At 30.1% G+C, this 20,597-nt stretch carries 18 protein-coding genes; 3 read left to right on the forward strand and 15 right to left on the reverse strand.

Features of this window, described 5'->3' with window-relative positions; genetic code table 11:
- Positions 1-451 precede the first annotated feature (451 nt).
- From lon to ABF633_RS02550, 7 genes are all read right to left on the reverse strand, one after another.
- A complete protein-coding gene (gene lon / locus ABF633_RS02520) occupies positions 452-2,839 on the reverse strand; it encodes an endopeptidase La (protein ID WP_415521699.1) in 2,388 nt (795 codons plus the stop codon).
- 139 nt (positions 2,840-2,978) lie between these two features.
- Complete coding sequence (locus tag ABF633_RS02525; RefSeq protein WP_415521701.1) at positions 2,979-3,200, reverse strand: NifU family protein; 222 nt, start codon at positions 3,198-3,200, stop codon at positions 2,979-2,981.
- A gap of 170 nt (positions 3,201-3,370) precedes the next feature.
- Positions 3,371-3,787 carry a MarR family winged helix-turn-helix transcriptional regulator gene (locus ABF633_RS02530; protein ID WP_415521703.1) on the reverse strand — a complete coding sequence of 139 codons (417 nt, stop codon included), beginning with the start codon at positions 3,785-3,787 and terminating at the stop codon, positions 3,371-3,373.
- 198 nt (positions 3,788-3,985) lie between these two features.
- A complete protein-coding gene (locus ABF633_RS02535; RefSeq protein ID WP_415521705.1) occupies positions 3,986-5,659 on the reverse strand; it encodes a phosphatidylglycerol lysyltransferase domain-containing protein in 1,674 nt (557 codons plus the stop codon).
- 10 nt (positions 5,660-5,669) lie between these two features.
- On the reverse strand, positions 5,670-6,377 hold the full coding sequence (locus ABF633_RS02540; protein ID WP_415521707.1) for an alpha/beta fold hydrolase: 708 nt from the start codon (positions 6,375-6,377) through the stop codon (positions 5,670-5,672).
- Positions 6,378-6,587: 210 nt separating this feature from the next.
- The gene (locus ABF633_RS02545) at positions 6,588-7,430 is read right to left on the reverse strand and encodes an aldo/keto reductase (RefSeq protein WP_415521708.1); all 843 of its coding nucleotides are present in this window, start codon (positions 7,428-7,430) and stop codon (positions 6,588-6,590) included.
- Between the two features lie 112 nt (positions 7,431-7,542).
- Positions 7,543-8,175 (reverse strand): flavodoxin family protein, encoded by a 633-nt coding sequence (locus ABF633_RS02550; RefSeq protein WP_415521710.1) that lies wholly within the window; start codon positions 8,173-8,175, stop codon positions 7,543-7,545.
- Positions 8,176-8,477: 302 nt separating this feature from the next.
- On the opposite strand from ABF633_RS02550, the gene ABF633_RS02555 reads away from it, so the two are divergent.
- Positions 8,478-8,819 carry a winged helix-turn-helix transcriptional regulator gene (locus tag ABF633_RS02555; RefSeq protein ID WP_415521712.1) on the forward strand — a complete coding sequence of 114 codons (342 nt, stop codon included), beginning with the start codon at positions 8,478-8,480 and terminating at the stop codon, positions 8,817-8,819.
- 129 nt (positions 8,820-8,948) lie between these two features.
- Here ABF633_RS02555 and ABF633_RS02560 read toward each other — a convergent pair whose 3' ends face one another.
- Both ABF633_RS02560 and ABF633_RS02565 read right to left on the reverse strand, forming a co-directional pair.
- Entirely contained in the window at positions 8,949-9,920 is a 972-nt protein-coding gene (locus ABF633_RS02560) for a Gfo/Idh/MocA family protein (RefSeq protein ID WP_415521714.1), read from the reverse strand.
- A 129-nt stretch (positions 9,921-10,049) separates the two neighbouring features.
- Positions 10,050-10,904 carry a MurR/RpiR family transcriptional regulator gene (locus ABF633_RS02565; RefSeq protein ID WP_415521716.1) on the reverse strand — a complete coding sequence of 285 codons (855 nt, stop codon included), beginning with the start codon at positions 10,902-10,904 and terminating at the stop codon, positions 10,050-10,052.
- A 446-nt stretch (positions 10,905-11,350) separates the two neighbouring features.
- Between ABF633_RS02565 and ABF633_RS02570 the strand changes: the two genes are divergently transcribed.
- A complete protein-coding gene (locus ABF633_RS02570; protein ID WP_415521718.1) occupies positions 11,351-12,175 on the forward strand; it encodes a PHP domain-containing protein in 825 nt (274 codons plus the stop codon).
- Positions 12,176-12,291: 116 nt separating this feature from the next.
- On the opposite strand, the gene ABF633_RS02575 is transcribed toward ABF633_RS02570, so the two are convergent.
- From ABF633_RS02575 to ABF633_RS02595, 5 genes are all read right to left on the reverse strand, one after another.
- Positions 12,292-12,783, reverse strand: a complete 492-nt coding sequence (locus ABF633_RS02575) for a PTS sugar transporter subunit IIA (RefSeq protein WP_415521720.1) — start codon at positions 12,781-12,783, stop codon at positions 12,292-12,294.
- Between the two features lie 11 nt (positions 12,784-12,794).
- Positions 12,795-14,123 carry a 6-phospho-alpha-glucosidase gene (locus ABF633_RS02580; protein WP_415521722.1) on the reverse strand — a complete coding sequence of 443 codons (1,329 nt, stop codon included), beginning with the start codon at positions 14,121-14,123 and terminating at the stop codon, positions 12,795-12,797.
- A gap of 154 nt (positions 14,124-14,277) precedes the next feature.
- Positions 14,278-15,882 (reverse strand): PTS transporter subunit EIIC, encoded by a 1,605-nt coding sequence (locus ABF633_RS02585; protein WP_415521724.1) that lies wholly within the window; start codon positions 15,880-15,882, stop codon positions 14,278-14,280.
- A 216-nt stretch (positions 15,883-16,098) separates the two neighbouring features.
- Positions 16,099-16,842, reverse strand: coding sequence for a MurR/RpiR family transcriptional regulator (locus tag ABF633_RS02590; RefSeq protein ID WP_415521726.1), 744 nt, complete (start codon positions 16,840-16,842; stop codon positions 16,099-16,101).
- 315 nt (positions 16,843-17,157) lie between these two features.
- The gene (locus ABF633_RS02595) at positions 17,158-18,708 is read right to left on the reverse strand and encodes a nitrite/sulfite reductase (protein ID WP_415521728.1); all 1,551 of its coding nucleotides are present in this window, start codon (positions 18,706-18,708) and stop codon (positions 17,158-17,160) included.
- A 122-nt stretch (positions 18,709-18,830) separates the two neighbouring features.
- Between ABF633_RS02595 and ABF633_RS02600 the strand changes: the two genes are divergently transcribed.
- The gene (locus ABF633_RS02600; RefSeq protein ID WP_415521730.1) at positions 18,831-19,712 is read left to right on the forward strand and encodes a LysR substrate-binding domain-containing protein; all 882 of its coding nucleotides are present in this window, start codon (positions 18,831-18,833) and stop codon (positions 19,710-19,712) included.
- 29 nt (positions 19,713-19,741) lie between these two features.
- Here the strand turns inward: ABF633_RS02600 and mltG are convergent, their stop codons facing one another.
- Positions 19,742-20,536 (reverse strand): endolytic transglycosylase MltG, encoded by a 795-nt coding sequence (gene mltG, locus ABF633_RS02605; protein WP_415521732.1) that lies wholly within the window; start codon positions 20,534-20,536, stop codon positions 19,742-19,744.
- Positions 20,537-20,597: the final 61 nt, after the last annotated feature.

Consider the following 20,597-nt stretch of genomic DNA (forward strand, 5'->3'; position numbering starts at 1 on the left):
CTGCTCTTTAAAATTTAAAAATAATTATCAATATTGTTATAGTTAATTTATACATAGTTGCCTTTTTATCTTAAAATTTAAACAATGTAAAAAGACTAATCTCTCTTAAACTATTTTAAGAAAGATTAGTCTCTAGTTTTCTAGTCAACCATACCATTATTATTAATTGTTGTGTTACTCTAATCATTACAAATAATAATACATATTATTTATACCTGTTTACTATTATATTATCGTTAATTTTTCTTTTTATGTCAATATATTATTGAAAAATTAGAACTCTTTTATAATTTATAGTATTTAATTTCAATTTTTCTAAATTTATCTATTCACGTATTCCGTTCAATAATTTTTTAGCTTTGTAAAATAAAATAACGTATGTAGATTTTTATTCAAACCCACATACGTTTATAAATAATTTATCATAATATTTAATCATTAGATATTAATTCTATATTCTAACTTCCCCCACAATTCCTGCTGTCATATCCAAAATAGCTGGCTTTGGAAGTTCTATACCTATAGTTTCTTTTATTACATCTTCAATAGTTTCTACAAGGATGAATTGTAATTCATTTCTAACATCTTCTGGAATATCCATTATATCTTTTTCATTGCCCTTTGGTAAAATAACACGTTTTATTCCTGCACGATGAGCTGCTAATACTTTTTCTTTAATTCCACCTACAGGAAGTACTGCACCTCTTAATGAGATTTCACCTGTCATTGCCAGTTTAGAATCCACTTTATGGCCTGTTACCAGTGAAGCAATAGTTGTAAATAATGCTACTCCTGCAGATGGTCCATCTTTTGGAATGGCTCCTGCTGGTACATGAAGATGTAAGTCATTTTTATCGAATTCAACATTCTTTAAACTAAAGGCTAATCTTGAACGAATAAGACTCTGAGAAATCTTAGCAGATTCTCTCATTACATCTCCTAGTTGGCCTGTAAGAATCAATTGTCCATTTCCCGGCATAAGCACGCCTTCGATGAATAAAATTTCTCCTCCTACGGGAGTCCAAGCAAGTCCTGTTACAACTCCCGGTGGATTATTTTCACCAACCTTATCATGATCAGCAATTTCATGTCCCAGAATATCAAAAAGCATGTCCGCTTTAACCACATAAGGTAAATCTACTTTGGCAAGCACAATTTTTTCAGATACCGCTCTTGCCACTGCTGCCAATTGACGTTTAAGACCTCTTACACCAGCTTCTCTAGTATATTTATCAATAATAGACTTTAGAGCTTCATCTTCAATTTGCAGCTGATCATCATTTAATCCATGTGCTTGCAATACTTCGCTCCACAAATGTTCCTTTGTAATGCGGAACTTTTCCTGACCTGTATAACTATTTATATCTATAATCTCCATACGATCTAGCAAAGGTCCCGGTATATCCCTCAATGAATTTGCCGTTGCAATAAAGAACACATCTGATAGATCATAAGGTACTTCCAAATAGTGATCTGAAAAAGTATTGTTTTGTTCAGGATCCAGAACTTCCAGCAGTGCACTGGCAGGATCGCCGCTTACAGATGCCATCATCTTATCAATTTCATCTAAAATAAATACTGGATTCTTTTCACCTGCACGTTTCATTCCCTGAATAATTCTTCCTGGTAATGCACCAATATAAGTTCTTCTGTGTCCTCTAATTTCTGCTTCGTCTCTAATTCCACCAAGGCTTATTCTAACATATTTACGCTGGAGAGCTTCAGCAATACTTTTACCTAAACTTGTTTTACCAACTCCAGGAGGTCCTACTAATAGTAGAATTGATCCCTGCTTATTTTGTTTTAATTTCATAACTACCAAATGCTGAATTATACGATCTTTAACTTTATCAAGTCCGTAGTGCCTCTCATTTAGTATTTTTCTTGCAGCTTCTATATCTATATCTTTAGCTTCACTTTTCTTCCAAGGAATACTTGTTAGTAAATCAAGATAATTTTCAATAACATTTCCTTCTGAGCTATTAGGACCTTGTCTCTCTAATTTATTTAATTCATCCAGTGCTATTTCTCTAACATCTTCAGGCATATTAGCTTCTTCTATTAATGTCTTATAATCCTTTTTATTTTTATTTTTTGCTCCATTACCTTCTGATTCATTTAGTTCTTCCTGGATAGCCTTAAGCTGTTGTCTCAGCATATTTTCTCTATAATTTTTATTAACTTTATCATTGAATTTTGCTGCCATTTCCATTTGGAATTTTATAGATTCCCTTTGATCTATGAGTATGTCTAAAAATCTCAAGCTTTTCTTTTTCAATGAACGAATCTCCAGGAACTCCTGTTTTTCTTCATAGGATAAATTCATAAATGGAAATACATAGGCAATAATATTTGTAATGTTATTCAATTTATTTATATATTCTACATAAGCTTCTGAACCTCTGAAATTCTCACTAATTTCAGAAACTAAAGTTTTAATGTAATTTATCATTTCTATTTGATTTTTTTCATCTAAATCTATAATATCAGGAATGAGTTTATAGGTTACTTTATAATTTTCACCCTCTGGAATAAATTCATCTACTTCAGCTCTTTCAACTACATCCATAGTAAATTCATAACCATCTTTTGATATTTTTCTATCTTCAACTTTAATTAATGTACCAATGTGATAGAAGTTGTCTTTGCTGTATAAATTTCCATTGATCTTCTCTTTAAGTGCCAATGCAACACCATAGAAACCATCCTGTGCAATTCTATTATAGAATTGATTGCCAATTTCTTTACTTGTCTTTATTGTTACGCTTTTTCCCTGCAATAGCACTGTATTTGGTATAACAACTACAGATAGTTCTTTATTTACATTCCATTCTTTCATTCCAATCATCTCCAATCCTTTTAGCTTAACCTTAATCCTTAATCAGTCAGGCAATTCAGTTTATCATTTGTAAATCTAAGACATCTTTATCTTTTTATTTATTAAGATGTCTTAGTGTTTCTTTAAAATATAAGTTTAATTATACTCCCACAACTGCCTTAACTTCAGGAATCTTATTTTTCAATTCTGTTTCAATTAAATTTTTTACTGTCATCTGGGAAAATGGGCATCCACTGCAGGAACCCTGTAGTTCAACTTTTACAACGCCATCTTCTGTGACGTCTATAAATTTTACATCTCCCCCATCTCTTTGTAATGCTGGACGAATCTCATCTAATGCCTCAATAACTTCATTTCTCATTTTTATTTCCCTCACCTTTTAATGATAAATTTATATATATTGCAATAAATCATGTTCATTATAAATTGATACTATTGATTAAATGTACAATTTTAATTGCAAATTATATATCCTATTATAGTTAGTTTTAATTAACCTAACTACATTCCTAAAAAAATTTGTTTAATACTTTATTTAACTTTTGACAGAAGATCTATTAATGTATTAATTTCATCTTCGTTGAGACTTTCCATGATTCTATCCACTACTCTTTTAGTAGTCAATTCATCGAATCGTGCAATACATTTTCCTCTTTCTGTAAGATGGATATAATAAACTCTACCATCCTTATTACACTTTTGCTTATAAATACAATCTAATTTAATGAACTTCTTTATCATTTCTGTAACTGATGGTTTGGATAAGTCTAAAACTTCAGCCAGCTTACTGGTAGTAATACATTCCTGCTGATCAAATTTTTTTATATACTCAATTTGACGAAGAGTTAATTCCGACATATTCAGTTCGTCAATAAGTTTACAGGAGCACTGCCCCTTTACTTCCATCAATTGTTTATAAGTATCATAAAGCTTTTTGTTAATGTCCACAAGATCACCTCATTAGTTTGTTAGGTTTTCCCTAACTACATAATAAATCACATTATATATTTTGTCAACAAAAAAATCAAACTTTTATTTCTAATTTTCAGAATAATTAAATTTAAATAAAAACTTTCAACGTTATTTATTATAATCTTATCTTGTAGTTATGTTGAAAGTTTAAATCTTTTATTTTAAGGTTTCATACTATTTACTTTTAATCAAACCATAAATACCCTTTGGATTCTGTGCTTTTACAATAGCATAGGCAATTTTTGGAGTAAAGATTTTAGGATGATATACCATATACCTTGATTCCCACTGGGTAGGAGCATATTTTTCTTTAGAATGATGAAGAGTCTTAAAGCTGTATAGATTATTTAAATTTTCATAGATAAATTCAAATAATCTGCCTGTAATTGCGTTCTTGTCATTTTCCCTCACATTTGCAAGAGGAGCCAGTCCCATACTTCCCCATTCTACTCCTTGTGATTTCATTACCATAAATGCTTCATAGATTATTTTTTCTATTACCCCTTGAGGTGCATCGGGTAATCTTCTTGTTACATCTGCAAGATACCCCTTTCCACCTTGAAAAGGTATAAATACTACAAACCCTAACATTTTACCTTTAGCATTCCTTGCAAAAAAGTATCGTCTATCCATAGGATTATCTAATTCTGTTCCTCCCAACATGAAAGACATTTCTCCATGTTTATTTTCTTTCCAAAGCTTTGTGATTTCATTTATTTCATCTTCTATATTAATCTCCTTATGCTTTAATGGTTCATATTCTTCAACTGTTATTCCATATCTGTTTGCATGGTTAATTGCAGCTCTTACCTTAGCTACCCTTCCGCCTTTCAAATTATATTCTGACAACTGGAACATTGCATCTTCCCCGTACTTTACACATCCAAAGCCTGCCTTTTTATATAGCTTTAAAAATTTTTCTGAAACATTTAATAATACAATTTCCAAACCATTCTCTCTACAAAAAATTATAAATTCTAAAATAAAAAACTCTGCACTTTCATCCGGACATATAATATCACCACAACAGACTGCCACATCTGCCACTATAGTAAAGGCTACGGTGCCTTCTACAACATTACTGAAATAGTATCGTTTATCATTATCCAAGGCTAAATAAGACAAGGTATTCTCACCATACTTCATTACAAGTCTTCTTACCTTTTCCTTATCACGCTTTGAAATAATTGGATTGTAGATCAATGGTTTTAGAATAAGTATAAAAGATAGTGAAATACAGATCCAATTAAAAATAATTGCGGACTCTGCAAATAATCTTCCCGCTCTATTTTTGTACTCTATATCCATAAAAAATAACAATTTAACAGCCCTGTACAAAGCATCATTAAAATCATGTATATGTCTGAAATTACCCTTCATAGAAAAAAAACCAATAGCAGTATACAAAATTATTAAGCAAATTGAAAAAAGTGCAATTATAATACCATATTTGACTGTTATTTTATTGGATCTCCTTTTGAAATCATTTCTGTAGATTAGCAAAACAATTAAAATAAAAGCTTCATACAATAAAAGTATTGAAGACAAATTAAATGTTCTGAAAATATGAAGTGTCATTGACATAATCAGCATAATAATCTGCATTATCCAGGCATACCGTATTCTCTTATATAGTTTAAAGACTAGCAATAAAGTCAAAAATCCAATTATTATATTCAAAGTATTATGAATTACTATGGCCTGCGGATATACCCTTGTGTAAAATCCATAAACATAGTGCATGATACCATAATTATGTAGGAAAGGGAAGATTATTTTGGATATTCCTGAACAAATAAGCATAAGAATAGCTATATTTTGTATGATTACTTTAAATCTTTCTTTCATTTCATTTCTCCTATTTACTTCCATTGATAAATGCCTTTATTACCTTAAAGGTTTCACTGGAAGTAATAATATTAAGATGATTTGTACCTTTAACAATATACATATGTGAATTTTTTAGATATCTATTCATATCTATTTGATGCTGTCTGTAAACAAAGTCATATTTTGCAGCCAGTATAAGTATATTTGTATTAATTTTTCTCATTTCACTTTTAGTTATGCCATAATCCTCTATCATTAATTTTATCTTCCAGAAGATAAATTTCATATTGGGTAAAAATTTTTTCACAATACCTAGCACCGATTTTACCAATAAAATTGGCATCCTAATTATCCATTTTACTCCATCCGCATTATAATTACCACAAATTAGAATCATTTTTGGGGCTATACCTGGATATCTATGTGCAATAGCTAGTGCCACATTTGCACCATCGCTGTATCCTATAATAGTTATATTACTTAAAAATTTATTTCTACAAAATTTCATTATATCTTCAGCATATAATTCAATGGAATAAATTTTTTCTCCATTTTCACTCTCTCCATGGCCTCTGCTATCTACAGCTATAACGTGATAAAACTTAGAAAGATAATTAAACATTTTTTTCATCATCATACTGTTCATGTTATTTCCATGAATTAATAATAAAGTTTCACCACTGCCTCTTTCATAATATACAAGCTTAATATCACCAATATTACAATAACTCTTCATATTTTTATAAATCATTTCTATTGCCTTCTTCCTTAAATGATTTTTAAATATATAAACTATTATAAGCCTGTAACTTAATAAAATCACAGGCTTATTAAATATTAACTGATATTTAATTTTAATAAATATGATATTTTAGATAAATCCTCCATTTACGCGAATAGCAAGACAGCCCCATACTACAATATAATTATCTAAACTCTAACCTAATTAAAAATCAAAATTATCCGGATCAGGTCCTACTCTTAAATCCTGATTTAAGCTGTTTATTCTTTCAACCTCTTCTTTAGTTAATTGAAATTCAAATATATTTGAATTTTCAATTATTCTGCCTTCGTTCGTAGACTTTGGAATAGTAACTATGTTATTCTCTAAATCCCAACGTAATATAACCTGAGCAACTGATTTATTATATTTATCAGCAATTTCTTTTAATATTTCATTGTCAAACAATTTACCAACCATTAATGGTGACCAAGCTTCCACTTGAATATTATTTTTTTCACAGAATTCTCTTACCTTACCTTGTGTTAAACGTGGATGAAATTCTATTTGATTTATCATTGGCTTAATTTCTGCATCCTTTAATATATCTTCAAGATGATGCACCTGAAAATTACTTACTCCTATGGTTTTTACACGACCTTGCTTATATAGATATTCCAATGCTCTCCAAGCTTCCTTATATTTTCCCTGTACAGGCCAATGTATAAGATACAAATCCAAATAGTCAAGTCCAAGTTTTTTTAGACTTGTTTCATAGGCTGCTATAGTTGATTCATATCCTAAATCTGCATTCCAAACCTTAGATGTGATAAATAAATCTTCTCTTGAAATCCCAGCTTCTTTAATTCCTTCACGTATTCCCTTACCCATGCTTTCTTCATTACCATAAATTGCTGCACCATCAATACTTCTATAGCCATTCTTTATTGCAGATCTTACTGCATTAACTAATTCCGGACTATCCTCTACCCTGAAAACACCAAGTCCTAATACTGGCATTTTTACACCATTATTTAAAGTTACTGTTTCATTTGAAATATTGCCCATATTAATCCTCCTAAAATTTATTATATATTTATCTTAGAAATCGTTATCCAGGAACGTAACCACCCTTCACTCCCACTTTTACAGAGTACGATGAGAGTGTTAGAGTGGGTAGTCATCTGATAAAATTCATAAATATCTTATCTTCTTTTTTACTTTCCTCTACATGCTCTTTTCCAAAATCAACAATTTTCATTAACCAAGCCATATTTTTGCCTAAGACTCTCATGATTTGATTTCCTTCTTCATCTTGAGCTACTTCTCCTGGTGCTGTACCATAGGCTACATTCCAATAATTTGACGTAGGCATTACCATTTCTGAATAATTAATATAGTTATTCAGTTGACTAAATGTTGAAACACCTCCAGATCTTCTTACCGCAACCACACTGGCACCAACTTTATGTCTAAGCATTCCGTTATTTACAGATGTAACATAAAATGCGCGATCCAAGAATGATTTCATTGTTCCACCTATACCTGAATAGTGAACAGGTGAAGCTAAAATAATTCCATCCGCTTCTTTCATTTTCTGTATCCAATCATTAACCTCATCATTTATTACACATTTTTCATTCATATTTCTGCTGCATCCACCACAGGCCAAACATCCACGTATTACTTTATTCCCTACATGAACAATCTCCACTTCTATATTTTCTTTTTCCAATTCCTCTGCTACAACTTTTATAGCTTCATAAGTATTTCCATTTTTATTAGGACTTCCATTAAAAGCAACTACCTTCATAACATATCCCTCCATATTTTATATTGATCAATGAACTTTATTACTTTACATAAAATCTGCTGTATTGCACGAATTTATTATAGGCTTTTATAAATATAGTAACAAGTACGCACTTTTTAGTTAGATTACTTACTTATTAGTAAGATTTATCATGTCCTCTGCCTTTAACCTAGTTAAATTTGCCGTGATTTTATTATTAGTATATAATTTAATTCAATGTATTTTTAAATTGGTTTAGGCATCTTTCACTTATTATTTATTTTCAGATGCCTTATATAAAATAATTAAAGGCGGTTAGCTCAATGATATACTGTAATGGGAAAAAATATATATGTCTATTAGATTTTGCAATGGATTTTATAAGGGGTAAATGGAAGGCAATTTTGTTATGCCATTTATATAGTGAGCCTAAAAGATTTTTAGAGCTTCAGCGAATAACTAAGGGCATTAGTCAAAAAGTATTAAATGAAAAACTTAAAGAATTAGAAAATGATGAATTAGTAACTAAGACAATCTATCCAGAGATACCACCTAAAGTTGAATATTACCTTACTGATAAAGGGAAAGAACTTACTAAGATTATTAAGGAGATTGAAGATTGGTCCATTAAACATTATCCTCATCTGAATAATAAATGTGAATAAGTTAAATTTTAAATACAGTAATCATAGAATACTTTTTATTTAGATATTTCATTATAAGCTTCATGTTAAAAATGCTTATTATGCAAGAAGCATAATAAGCATTTTTTAAACTGCAAAATCAATAATATTTTATTCAAAAGGATATACAAAACCCCATTGGTTTCTTACTTCGCTTAGTAAGTGAGTAACATCAATTGTCAATTGAAGCTGTTCCTGACCTGTCTTGTTAGTTATATATTCCTGCATATCTTGTACTTCATAGTTTAGAGCTTTTGCTGTTTCTCCTAATTGAAGTTCTTCTGTTCTTCCATCTTCTGTATAAGTTATAGTTGCTTTATCAGCTCTTGGATAATTATTTACTTCAATATATCCCAGTTCCCCTGCAACAACACCACGTTTTGGCTGCTTTGCTCTCATAGTTAAAGCCATAACTGCCATTTGATCACGATCATTTTTCATAATAATACCAGATTGCTCATCTACTCCAGTCTCAAAATATTTTGCTGTAGTAAGAATTACATTTGGTTTGCTCTCCAAGAAATATCTTGCGAAAGAAGTTGCATAAACACCTATATCTAGTAATGCTCCACCAGCTAATTCTTTACTGAAGAAACGATTTTTAACATCATATTCTTTACAGCTTCCGAAATTAACCTGAACCATCTTTACTTTACCTATAGCACCTGAATCAACAATTTCCTTTAATTTTTTGTATAGAGGCATGTGGAACATAGTCATTCCTTCTGTTACAACTAAGTTTTTCTCTTTAGCAATTGCAACTACTTCATCTAACTGTTTTGCATTTACTGTAATTGCCTTTTCACAGAAAACATGTTTCCCATTTTTAACTGACTTTAATAAAAATTCATAATGAAGATTGTGTGGTGTTGAAATATACACAATATCAATATCTGGATTTGCAATCATTTTGTCAGCATCATTATAAACATTTGATACATGAAATTTATTTGCAAAATCCTGTGCTTTTTCTAAATTAATGTCACATACTGCATAGATTTCACCATTTACTTCATTTAATGCAGTTGCCATTTCTCCACCTATATTACCAGTTCCTAAAATAGCCCAATTATATTTTTTCATTTTAAATTCCCACTTTCTATTTTATTTTTAATTTTGACTTCATTCTCATACTGATAATTATTTATTAATAATGAAGTATGTATTATCTCCATTATATTTTTATTGATGCAGTACTAAACAATAAATTTATTACAGTTTGTCATCAGCAATAGCCTGTTCATGTTTACTGATATTTTTATAAGCATCTTCTTTCTTTACTGTTAGGAATAGATACAGAATTTCAATTATCATAGATGCAGATACTCTAGAGAAATAATACTCATCCATAAATAATTTTTCCCTTGTGGCAGTTGTAATATGATAATTACTAGCTTTTGCAATTGGAGACCATTCGTTATTAGTAATGGAAATAGTTGTAGCTTCCTTCTCATTAGCAGCTTCAATTACAGTCAATAATCTTTTGGAAGCTCCAGAATTAGATATTGCAATGACTACATCTTTATCTGTCAAATTATAGGTATAAGCCAATTGTGTTTCCCAAATGGTATTGGATACAGTTGGAATTCCAATTTGATTAAACTTATAAGTTCCATCCAGAGCAACTGGAATAGTATTACCAACTGCTGCAAGTTGAACGGTTTTTGCATTACTGAGTATATCTAATATCTCTTTGAACTTTTCTCCATCTATCATGGAAATTGTCTGTTTAAGTTCTTCTATTTTATTAGCCAAAATATTCTGTAAGGATTGAGTAATATTATTTTGATCAATATCATTTGATACTGGTACAGCATCCACATTTGATTCCACAATTTCTTTTGCAAGACTAATTTTAAGATGATGAAAGCCTTTCATATCACATTTTTTACAGAACCTCGAAATGGTTGCTTCACTAGCTCCACTTGCTGATGATAACTCTGCAATTGTCATTTCTATGACTTTTTCTTTATTATTTATTATATAATTTGCAATCTTCTTTTCTGCATCGAAAAAATCATCATATTTAGAGAATATCACGTCTAATACTGTTTTATTATTTTCCATACTTTGCTCCCTTTCGCAAAATAATATTAGACAAAATATACCTTACTACAGAATACATATTTTATTATTGTCCTTCTATAATCACTATAGTATGAAGTCATAATTTTGTCAACATTTTTTTCATAAAATTTTATTTCATGATAATTTTATATAAATTTAGATACCATTATTATAAGCAATTACCTTTCATATAAACAACTTGAAGAAAAATATTTTTCATGATATGTTATTATTAAAAGCAAAATTAACTTAGGCATGTGAAAATAAATAGTAAGTCAAAGATGCGACGAATATTTTGAATCCTTACAAGGAAACAGGTTCCGATGATAGTTGGCTATTTGAGGGTTCTGTTGACGCAGTAGGATTCAAAATAGGCTAGCATACTGACTAGTTATTCATTTGAATATGCCTTATATGCGTACCAAATTACGCAGATAGGAGGAACAATGAAGGCTGATTTGCATAATCATAGTTTTTTATCTGATGGAATTTTGAGTGTACAGGATATTGTACTTTATTCAAAACAAGTAGGTTTAAATTGCATAGCAATTACAGATCACGATACTATGGCAGGGGTTCTTCCGGCATATACCCTTGGTGAAAAAATAGGTATATCTGTACTACCAGGAGTTGAAATATCCACTACTGACTACGAAACTAAACGTTCCGTCCATATGCTTTGCTATTTTCCAAAGGATATGTTTAAACTTCAGGGATTTTTAAATAAGACTTTAATTAATAGAGAAAACGCCAAAAGGCAAATGGCACAGATGCTAATGGAGGAGTACCCAATTACCATGGAACATATAGAAAAGTACAGTTCCAAAAGCCAATCCATGTATGAAACTCACATAATGCAGCCTATGGCAGATTTAGGCTACACCAACATTGTAATTGGAGATTTTTATAAGAGCTTGCTTTCAAAAAAGGGAAAATACTATGTACAAATTGCCTATCCCAGCGTATATGAAGCATTAGAAATAATAAAGGAAGTAGGCGGCATTGCAGTTATGGCCCACCCTGGCCAATTTAATTCCATCGGACTATTAGAAAAATTGGCAAAAAACAAATTGTTACAAGGTGTTGAATACAATCATCCTAGAAATTCAGAAGAAGTAAAAAAACAAATAAAAGATATTGCTGAAAAATATGGTTTAATTATGACTGGCGGAACAGACTTTCATGGATATTATTCAAATTCACCACATCCATTCGGCTCTTTCACATGTCCAGAAGGTGAAGTGGAAAAATTAATTAAATTGGGAAGTTAATTTCGAAACAACATTTATATTCATCTGTAAAATTTTTCATAAATGTATTTTTCAATTTTAACTTTTTTGCAAAAAAACAAGCCTCATCATAAGACTGAAGCTTGTTTTTCAAATTATTATTTATATTCTAGCAAGATACTTTCCTTTGCCTGCATATTTTCTCCAATATGCAAATTTTGTATTTCATAATTATTTAGATTTGTTATAACCATCATAGTAATATCATCCAATCCTCTTTCTTCAAGTATTTCTTTATTAAATGTTAAAAGAAGTTCTCCTTTTTTTACATATTTTCCCTCTTCGCAATGTAAAGTAAATCCTTCTCCCCTTAAATTTACAGTATCAATTCCAACATGTATAAGAAGTTCTATGCCTTCTTTAGTTCTAAGTCCAATAGCATGTTTGCTTTCTTTCATTATGGTAACAATCAATCCATCACAAGGAGCAAAAATTTTATTGTCACTTGGTTTAATAGCAACACCTTCTCCCATCATCCTTTGCGAGAATACATCATCTTTGACATCACTCAAATCAACACTTATACCATCTGTAAATGCATATAATTCATTTTCTTTTTTATTATTTTTTTTAAATAAATTTCTAAACATACAAACACCCTTTATTTCAATTTTGGCCAATACTCTTTGTTTGCTTCAATCATATCATCTAAAATTTGTTTAGCTACAAAAGCAGATGGAATTGTTTTGTTCATAGTAAATGCCATAAGTGCTTTTTCATAGGAACCTTCTATTGCAGCTTCAACAACTAATTTTTCACAAGCTTCTTGTTGTTCAATTAATCCTTTATAGAAAGTTGGTATTTCTCCAACACGTATTGGTTCTGGTCCATCTTTAGTAATATACGCTGGTATTTCTACCATAGCACCATCTGGAAGATTTTTAATTGCTCCATTATTTTCTACCATTACCAAATGTCTCTTTCTCAAGTCATATGCCAAACTCATGGCTACTTCAACAATAAATTCTCCATGTACTCCTGTAAAAAATTGAGTCAAATCAATTTCGCCAGTAGAATTGTATTTATCTACCGCTACAAATATTTTCTTTTCTCTTCCTTCCATTACTTCATTAGCTCTAGTATGATTTTTGTCCGACTCTTCAACAATCTTATCACCTAAAAGATAATATTGCATGTAGGTATTAGGAAGATATTTAGGAAACATCTTCATTATGTGTTTAGAATTATCAAATGTATGCAGCCATGATGCATCATTATGCCTTACCTCACTTCTGGAATCAGGAGGAATATAACCATGTTTTGATACATACTCCTTTAATTCTTCTGTTCTATCTTCACCACTTACCCTAATTTTAGTAAACCACCCAAAATGATTTAAGCCAAAATAGTCTGCCTCAAGTTCATGTCTATCACAATCTAAAATATTGGCCATATTTCTCATTATTGCAACAGGCATATCACATATATTTAAAATTCTTGCCTTTGGTCTCAGCTTATACATAGCCTTTGCAACAATAGCTGCTGGATTAGAATAATTGACAATCCAATAATTTGGACTTGCATATTTCTCACAAAAATCAATCATTTCTACCATAGGATATATAGTTCTCAGTCCATAGGCCAATCCTCCTGGGCCACATGTCTCCTGTCCAACTACATTATATTTCAATGGAATTTTTTCATCTAATTCTCTAAATTTATATAGTCCAACACGCATTTGAGCAAATACAAAATCAGCATCTTTAAATCCTTCTTCAGGATTAGTAGTAAATATAAGCTTTAAATCTGGATCAAACATTTCTACAACTTTTTTTACTATTACTCCTACTTTATTCTGACGTTCTTCATTTATGTCATATAATCTTAATTCCGATAATTTAAATTCCTCTTTTCTTGAAAGTAAGCTTTTAACAATTCCTGGTGTGTAAGTACTGCCTCCACCTACAATTACTAATTTAAATGTTTTCATTACAATTATTCCTCCCCTATTTCACTCTATTATTAGTTAATTACACAATCTTAATAAGTATTGATTTGTATAAACAGCTAAAATTTATACTTTTATATTTACTCAATTATAAAACCATAGAATGTTAATTTATAATTGATTAACTAAGCATGATTTATTCTGATCTCTCCAAAGCTTCATCTACAATTGTTCTAATTTTATTAACTGAAAGACCATATACAACTTGTATATTATTTGCTTTTCTTACAACTCCAGATGCCCCTGTAGTTTTTAGAGTCTTTTCATCAATTATAGTGTTATCGATTACATCTACTCTAAGTCTTGAAAAACAATTTTCTACAGATGTTATATTATCTTTACCACCCAATGCTTTAATTATTGTTAGCGCTTTTTCTCTATCTTCATTTTCCTTATTTAATTTATCACTACTTTTATTACCTGCTTTAATCTCCTGTTTAACTTTTTTAGCATTTTCATCTAAATCGATTATAATATCTGTATCATCATCTTCTCTTCCAGGAGTTTTTAAATTCATTTTTTCAATCATAAATTTAAATACTACAAAAAGCACACCTATTTCAACTAATCCAACCAATACGTATACAGGCCAATGAGTTTTACCTATACCCGCGGGAAGATTTATAACAAGAAAATCTAAAATACCATTTGTTGCACAGACTCTTACATTAAGTAAATACACCAGCATTTGAAATAATCCATCAATAACTGAATATACAAACCATAATAATGGAGCTGCAAATATAAACGTAAATTCTAATGGCTCAGTGATTCCGGCTATTACAGCTGTTAAAGTTGCTGGTATTAATTGTGCTTTTAGATTAGTACGTTTTACTTTCTTAGCAGTTGAGTAAAATGCTAAAGCTACACCTATTACTCCAAAGGTTTTAACTAAGCCATAGGTCAAAAATCTTGATGAATCTGGCATCATAGTAATTGTATTATCATTAAGTAATGCTAAAAATATAGGTTTTGCACCAATTACATTTTGTCCATTGATGATCATCTGACCACCTACTGGTGAATATAAAAATGGTGACCATATTAAATGATGCAATCCTGTTGGAACTAAAAATCTATTTAAAAATCCATAGACAAATACTCCCGCGGGCCCTGCCGCACTCATAAATCCTGTAAGAGATGTGATACCACTTGCTACAGTAGGCCAAACATAAGTCATGATAATACTGAATACTGCTATTATAGGGATCATGATAACGAATACAAGTTTGCTATTACCATAAGCAGCCATGGCACCCTTAAATTCTACATTTCCATATTTGTTATGCACTAAGGCTACTAAAACCCCTAAAATCATTCCTAGAAAAACACCCATGTCAGTTACATGAAATCCAAGCTGAATTGTCTGACCTGTCCCATATAAAACGCTTGCTGTATCGCCTTTAATCAATTTACTTGATAATTGTAGCCATGCACTATTGGCGCCTAAAAATAAAATATATGACATAATAGCAACAAACGCTGCTTCTGCCTTCTTCTTTTTTGACATCCCCATGGCAATTCCAACACAAAATAAAATACTTAAATTATTCATAATTGGTGATAACATACCATTGAAAAACTTTCCTGTTCTCCAAATTGCCCCACCTTGTGTAACAAAAGCAGTATTAGTAAGAATAGCAGTTAATGCAATTAGCATACCTACTATAGGTAAGAATAAGACAGGTCCAATCATGGCTTTGGCAAATCTTTGCATGCTATTTAAAATCTTATCTTTCATTTAATATACCTCCACATTTAGATATATCTATCTACTATCTTGTAATAAATTTTTCCTTGGTAATTACCTGAATACAGAATAACATCTTTAACTAATCTTGTTAATATGTTTAACTGTTTAAGGAACATGTTGACTAAAATGTAAACATGTTTATGTTTATGTTTATGTTTACGTTTACATATAAATTGATCTTAAACCTACTAAACTAGCCATAGACTAGTCCTTTTTAGCATTAGATAAAGCATTTATTACTTTATCTAATAGATATTCTATAACAATCATTACTCTAGCGTAAAAATAATTAGCGGTAATATTTCTATCATCTAGCTCCTTATCGTCCAGTATAGAAAAATGAAGAGTGGATTGCTTGGCCATATGATCATTATTACTTCCGGTAAAAGTAATAATGTCTAAACTATTTTTAACTGCATAATCTATAACCTTTGTTACGCTTTCAGTTTCTCCACTTTTAGATATTCCAATCACTAAAGTGCCTCCTATCTGATTATTATCATATACACCATAAGAGTTTGTTTTAATACATTTAAATCCTAAAACCAGCATCTTTCTCCAAAGAAATTCTGCAACAGCATCAGAAAAACCGGTAGCTGTAATGAAAATTATGTCATTTCTATGGGTAATTAGCATAGAGACAAATTTTTCTATAATCTGTTTGTCAATATCAGCTATGAAACTAGTAATATCAGATGTATGTTCTTGATTTTCCTTATGATTTTTTATCATGAAATTCAAACGGTATAGCATGTCCACATAACCTGTATATCCTAATTTTTTCGACAATTTAATTATTGTGGCTGCTGAAGTATAATTAATATTGGCAACTTCTCTCACTCCTTTATTCAGCACAGATTCGATATTTTCTAGTATATATTCAAGTATCTGCCTCTCTGTTTCCGTCAATTTATAGTTATCCGCAATTTTATAAATATCAAATTCCACTTTATCCCCTCTTTTAATTTATAACCTTTCAGTCTTTATTGTGTTTAAAGTTCTAATACAAATTATATTATACTTCTTTAAAATTATACCGCCCATACTAAAGTCTCCTTTTCTATATTTATTTTCACAAAATCAATTATAAAAAGTCTTTAATGCAAATAAAAGGCCTATCAGCATAGTAATTCCTGATAGGCCTTCTTTTTTTGCTTGAAAATATTTTATTTAATCTTTCACTAAAAATAAACAATTTCATTTCAGCTCATATATTATTAACATTTAATTTATTATTGGATTATTTACTATTTAAATCTTAGCTTATACTGCATACCTACCTATCAGTGTATTTATTTCTTCTTCATTTCTTTCTATACACTTCGAAAATTCTTCATTAGAGTCATCTATAATTATAGCTAATTTATATAAAAACTCAGGTATTTTTTCCTGAAGAATATCTCCATAATATTTAGCAAGTTTTGTCTTATCTACACCCAGATCTCCTTCTAAATGAAGTTCAAATACATTTCTTAGTTCACCATTAATCTTTTTCATCCTTCCACAGAGTCCAATTTTACCTATCTCATGTACACCACATGAATTTGGACATCCTGATATATGAATTTGCGGCAATACATCTTTAGTAAAATTATTACTTTTAAAATAATCTACTATTTCCTTTAGAGTACGCTGCGTCTCCAAAACACCCATTTGACAGATTGGCACACCAATGCAGGATACTGAATGTTCTAAACGGGTTACTCCACCTATATGCTTTGTTTTTTCAAGAAGTCTTTCTGCTTCTCTTCCATTTAAATTTCTAATATATAAACCTTCAGTTAAGGATAATCTTATTTCCACATCTTCTATATTTTCCGTCTCTTCTAATATAATCTTTAAATCCTCTAAAGATAATTGCCCTCCTATTGGATGAACATATACGCTATACAATCCAAATTGTTTTTGAGAAACTATTCTTGGATTTTCTATTGTGGTTTCAATTCCCTTTTTATTGTAAAATTTTTCTTTAATATCTATTTCTAAATTTTCATTTACTTTTACTTTGTCAAGGTAGCTTTTATAGCAATTTATAAATTCTTCTTTACCCATTCTGTCCATTATATATCTTATACGGGCCTTTCCACTATTATTATAGTCTCCTTCATTTATAAAAAGCTGTGTCATGGCTTCAATATGATATAGAACATCTTTCGGTTCTATAAGCTCATGAAATTCTGCAGATAGCTTAGGATTTCTTCCAAGTCCACCACCTAAATACACCTTAAAATAATTTTTTTCATTTTTCTTTACAGCTAAAAAGCCTAAATCAACTACAGTTACATGGGATAGATCATCATTGTTACTAGAAAATGATACTTTTAATTTTCTTGGAAGTTTATAGGTATATATTTTATTTAAGAAATGTTTACCTACAGCTAGCGCATAGGGTGATACATCAAAGGCTTCTTCCTTTTCCACTCCTGATAATGGAGATATGGCAACATTCCTTGGAAAATTTCCTCCTGCCCCTCTTGAGTATAAACCTTTTTCTATACCTTCTTTCATTGCATCACAAATATCATCAATACTAATACCATGCAATTGAACTGCCTGTCGAGTAGTTAGATGTATTCCCCTTAAATTGTATCTATTGGCAAAATCATATATTAATTTTAAGTTTTCTCTAGAAGCTATACCTGATGGTATTCTAAATCTTATCATGAATTCCTTTTTATTTCGGTGGGCATATACTCCCATACCCCCAGAGGCTTTTTTAAAATCCATTTTACTTATTTCACCTTTTAAAAATTTATGACCAAGACTTCTAAATTCATCAATTTCACTTAGAAGAACCTCATTTAATTCTTTCATTTATCTCACTCCTGTTTTTCTTGCAACATTATTGTGTATATAGTATACTTTTTTTTAACCAATAAGTATAATACAGATTTTTTATTATACCTATTAATATTTTTAATAGATGAGGTGATATTATGATAGAAGAATTAAAAACATTTATTGCTGTGGTAGATAAAAAGAGTTTTACTAAAGCTGCAAATTTTATTAATATATCCCAACCAAGTGTCAGTTCACACATATCAATTCTGGAAAAATATTTTAATACAAGATTAATAGAAAGATCAAATAAACAGAGAAATATATTAATTACGCAGACAGGCAAAATTTTATATGAACGTGCTAAGCAACTGCTTGGATTTTTAGAAGAAACCAAGGAAGAACTAAGTAGTTATCATAATTCCATTTCGGGAACCCTAAAGCTCGGTTCAAGTATGACTATTGGAGAATTTCTCCTTCCCTCCATATTAGGTGATTTTATTAAAGAGTTTCCAAAAATAAAACTGGAGGTTACCATAGAAAATACAAAGCATATCTATGATAAATTCAAAAATTATGATATAGATATAGCTTTAATTGAAGGCACAGTTCCAATACATAATTATGTACATGAAAATTTTTATAAAGATACTATGATCATTGTTGCTCCTAACTCTTTTTGTGGTAATAAGAGCTTAAAACTAAGAGATTATTTATCAAGGCAAACTTGGATACATAGAGAAGAAGGGTCTGGAACAGGGGAAAACTTAAATATTTTTTTAAATAATGAAGGTATATCACCAAAAAACTTTATTGTCTTAGGAAGCAATTATGCCATAAAGGAAGCTGTAAAAAATAATCTAGGGATAACCTTTATTTCATCTTTAGTTGTAAATGAGGCAGTAAAAAACAGAGAAATAGAAATTATTCCTACTAAAACTGAATACAATAGATATTTTTCATATATGGTACATGAAAAAAGCATGTCCAGATTAGCAACCTTATTTATTGAAAAATTGCAGCTGTACAGCAATATATAAAACACTTTCAATATCTACGACATCATTATTTATTTAACATATAAGGCTACGTTTTTAGCATGATCGGCATAAGTTTCAGAAAATACATGTTCATTAGTTTTACTATTTAATACATAGTAAAGATAATTCGTATTTGCTGGATGGATAGCGGCATTTATTGACTTAGTTCCTGGATTACATATTGGTGACGGTGGCAATCCTTTATTCAAGTAGGTATTATATGGTGATGGAACTGCTAAATCTTTATTGTATAGCTTGTCTCTATGTCCAATTACATATAGGATAGTTGCATCTATCTGCAATGGCATATTTTTATTTAACCTATTATAAATAACACTTGCTATCTTTGGTCTGTCTACATCTTTTTCTGCTTCTTTTTCTACTAGAGAAGCTGTTATTACAACATTTCTTATATTTAGTTTGTTCTCGGTTATATAATTTTTACTAGGTTCTATGTTTATTGCAAAAGTTTTAAGCATTTCATTTATAATGGTTTTACTCGATGCATTTTTTGGAAAAGAATATGTGGCAGGATATAAGAATCCATCTAACTTATGCTTATCATTTGGCACCCCTTTTAAAAACCAGTAATTATCATCTGTCCAATTTTCAACTTCATTTATAAAGTCTTTTTCCGTAACTATTCCTGATTTTTGTAGTGCTTGTCCTATTTGTTCATTTGTATACCCTTCAGGTATTGTAACTTTTACTGTATTAACTGTATTAACTTTGCTATATAAACTCCTGCGTTGGTGAAACATTCCATATAAGGCTAAAATAAATATGCTAATTATAAATATATATATAATTTTTTTAAATTTCATAATTATAAGGTTCATATTCAACATAATCCATTAGATTAATACAAACCAATTTCAACCCCTT

It is taken from the genome of Clostridium sp. (genome assembly GCF_047718555.1).
Taxonomy (GTDB): Bacteria; Bacillota; Clostridia; order Clostridiales; family Clostridiaceae; genus Clostridium_I.

Coding starts and splice junctions, on each gene's coding strand:
- lon (WP_415521699.1), bottom strand. CDS start 2,839: ATGAAAGAATGGAATGTAAATAAAGAACTATCTGTAGTTGTTATACCA.
- ABF633_RS02525 (WP_415521701.1), bottom strand. CDS start 3,200: ATGAGAAATGAAGTTATTGAGGCATTAGATGAGATTCGTCCAGCATTA.
- ABF633_RS02535 (WP_415521705.1), bottom strand. CDS start 5,659: ATGAAAGAAAGATTTAAAGTAATCATACAAAATATAGCTATTCTTATG.
- ABF633_RS02540 (WP_415521707.1), bottom strand. CDS start 6,377: ATGAAGAGTTATTGTAATATTGGTGATATTAAGCTTGTATATTATGAA.
- ABF633_RS02545 (WP_415521708.1), bottom strand. CDS start 7,430: ATGGGCAATATTTCAAATGAAACAGTAACTTTAAATAATGGTGTAAAA.
- ABF633_RS02550 (WP_415521710.1), bottom strand. CDS start 8,175: ATGAAGGTAGTTGCTTTTAATGGAAGTCCTAATAAAAATGGAAATACT.
- ABF633_RS02555 (WP_415521712.1), top strand. CDS start 8,478: ATGATATACTGTAATGGGAAAAAATATATATGTCTATTAGATTTTGCA.
- ABF633_RS02560 (WP_415521714.1), bottom strand. CDS start 9,920: ATGAAAAAATATAATTGGGCTATTTTAGGAACTGGTAATATAGGTGGA.
- ABF633_RS02565 (WP_415521716.1), bottom strand. CDS start 10,904: ATGGAAAATAATAAAACAGTATTAGACGTGATATTCTCTAAATATGAT.
- ABF633_RS02570 (WP_415521718.1), top strand. CDS start 11,351: ATGAAGGCTGATTTGCATAATCATAGTTTTTTATCTGATGGAATTTTG.
- ABF633_RS02575 (WP_415521720.1), bottom strand. CDS start 12,783: ATGTTTAGAAATTTATTTAAAAAAAATAATAAAAAAGAAAATGAATTA.
- ABF633_RS02580 (WP_415521722.1), bottom strand. CDS start 14,123: ATGAAAACATTTAAATTAGTAATTGTAGGTGGAGGCAGTACTTACACA.
- ABF633_RS02585 (WP_415521724.1), bottom strand. CDS start 15,882: ATGAAAGATAAGATTTTAAATAGCATGCAAAGATTTGCCAAAGCCATG.
- ABF633_RS02595 (WP_415521728.1), bottom strand. CDS start 18,708: ATGAAAGAATTAAATGAGGTTCTTCTAAGTGAAATTGATGAATTTAGA.
- ABF633_RS02600 (WP_415521730.1), top strand. CDS start 18,831: ATGATAGAAGAATTAAAAACATTTATTGCTGTGGTAGATAAAAAGAGT.
- mltG (WP_415521732.1), bottom strand. CDS start 20,536: ATGAAATTTAAAAAAATTATATATATATTTATAATTAGCATATTTATT.